Below are 2136 nucleotides of genomic sequence, written 5' to 3' on the forward strand. Positions count from 1 at the left end.
AGTTGCATTTTTCCTTGTCGGATATGAGAAATTGAGGATATCCAGATAGTTGAAACTGTTCCCAGTTAAGAGTTCCCTGTTCCCTCTCCTCACAGACAACTTTTTCAGCAAACCCTAATTAAAAGTGATGATATTAACTACCATAACCTCAGAATTACCCAAAAGCCAGAAAAAGAAGATATACTGGGTTATTATAGATGTCTGCTAGAAATTAATATTCACAACACTTACAGCCAATCTCTAAAAACCGTCTGGATATTTTCTTTTTGTAACAGGACTTACGCAAGTGTCACACTTCAAAATCTGGGTAGAGGTAATAAGATCCCCGACTTCTGAGATCAATTTATAATTTAGTGGACACAATAAACAAAAGTTGTAAGGTGCGTCAGATATCAATAATCTGTTTATTTGCAAGATTTATACAGTCTGACACACCCTATAAATCTTGACTCCTGACAGTGATTATTTTAACAATGCCTCAAAAACCTACCCATTCCTACACAGAACGTTTAGCCTTTGAACGTTTATTACTATTAATTGCCACATTATTAAAAAATCCCGGTGTAGGTAGTCCTGATGTTCTCGACTCTCATAATTATGAGAATCATGATGCCATGATTTCTGTCCGAGAATATCTGCAAAAATTAGCAACAGAACTGAATATAGAATTACCTCCGGGATATCCAGCAACTTCTACATTGCGGAAAGATTTAGAAACCCTCAGACGTTATGCTATTCTTGATCAGCGAATGTATCGGTGGGGATATTATTTAGGCACAGGCGCGCTTTCTACCACAGAATTAAAAGTAGCATTTAACGCCATAGCATCTCAAGCACAATATCAAGGTGATGCCCAAATTAGGCGCATTTATGAAACTCTGACCAAAAGATTACGCGGTTTGGATATGGAACTCAAAGGAGAATTTTTTTATCCTACCCGTCAACATCTCAACCGTGCCATAATTCACACAGACCCAGAAGAAATGGCAGCACAGGGAGAAAACAGAGATACATTATTTCATCAATTACCATTATTAGAACAAGCTATAAGTCAAGGACAAGCTATAGAAATTTCTCGTACTAAAGATTTATATGGTACTAATCGTACTGGGCGGTTTCAAGTATTTCCCCTCCAATTAATTTATCATGATATCGCCTGGTATTTATTATATGAGTATTGTGAAAATGGACATTTAGTCATGGGGCGCGTTAACCGTTTTAATAGTCATTGTTATCCCTTACCAATACCTCCCAGGGATTTAGAAAAACAAAGAGAAAGTTTAGCTAAAGCCTATACATTATTTGCTAATGGTTGGGGTTTAAATTTAGGCGACCTAGAACCACAAAAGGCAGAATTAGCAGGAACTCTGAAATTCATTAACGTTAAAGTCCGTTTTTTTCCTCCCATCTCTGCCTTTATTTTAGAAGGAGAACGTCGTCACCTTTATCAAAAAATCACTCCTGGAGTTATAGACAAAACCACTGGAGAATACGCATTTATAGAATATGCTGTAAACTTGCCACCCCGATCTTTAAACGAGTTTAGTTTCTGGCTTTATCGTTATATGGACAAAGCAGAAGTCTTATCTCCTCCTCAATTGGTAGAAAAACACCGCCAATCTGCACAGGCTTTACTTGACCGCTATTTTCATCCAGATCCCCGACTTCTGTAATCAATTTATGATTTGTGGACATAATATATAAAAGAAGTCGGGGATCTTATCACCTCAGTTCATGCCCAGATCCCCGACTTCTCTAATCAATTTATGATTTGTGGACATAATATATAAAAGAAGTCGGGGATCTTATCACCTCAGTTCATACCCAGATCCCCGACTTCTGTAATCAATTTATGATTTGTGGACATAATATATAAAAGAAGTCGGGGATCTTATCGCCTCAGTTCATGCCCAGATCCCCGACTTCTGTGATCAATTTATGATTTGTGGACATAAAATATAAAAGAAGTCGGGGATCTTATCACCTCAGTTCATACCCAGATACCCGACTTCTCTAATCAATTTATGATTTGTGGACATAATATAAAAGAAGTCGGGGATCTTATCACCTCAGTTCATGCCCAGATCCCCACTTCTGTAATCAATTTATGATTTGTGTATAAACACCTTGAGGATC

1 protein-coding gene is annotated in these 2136 nt (G+C 37.5%); it reads left to right on the forward strand.

What is annotated here, in order from left to right; all coding sequences use genetic code 11:
* Positions 1–473 precede the first annotated feature (473 nt).
* Positions 474–1673 (forward strand): helix-turn-helix transcriptional regulator, encoded by a 1200-nt coding sequence (locus CUN59_RS05050; protein WP_104386811.1) that lies wholly within the window; start codon positions 474–476, stop codon positions 1671–1673.
* Positions 1674–2136: the final 463 nt, after the last annotated feature.

The organism is Cuspidothrix issatschenkoi CHARLIE-1 (genome assembly GCF_002934005.1).
Classification (GTDB): domain Bacteria; phylum Cyanobacteriota; class Cyanobacteriia; order Cyanobacteriales; family Nostocaceae; genus Cuspidothrix; species Cuspidothrix issatschenkoi.

Bases quoted from the DNA above. Each gene is read 5' to 3' on its own strand.
- CUN59_RS05050 (WP_104386811.1), top strand. From the start codon at position 474: ATGCCTCAAAAACCTACCCATTCCTACACAGAACGTTTAGCCTTTGAA.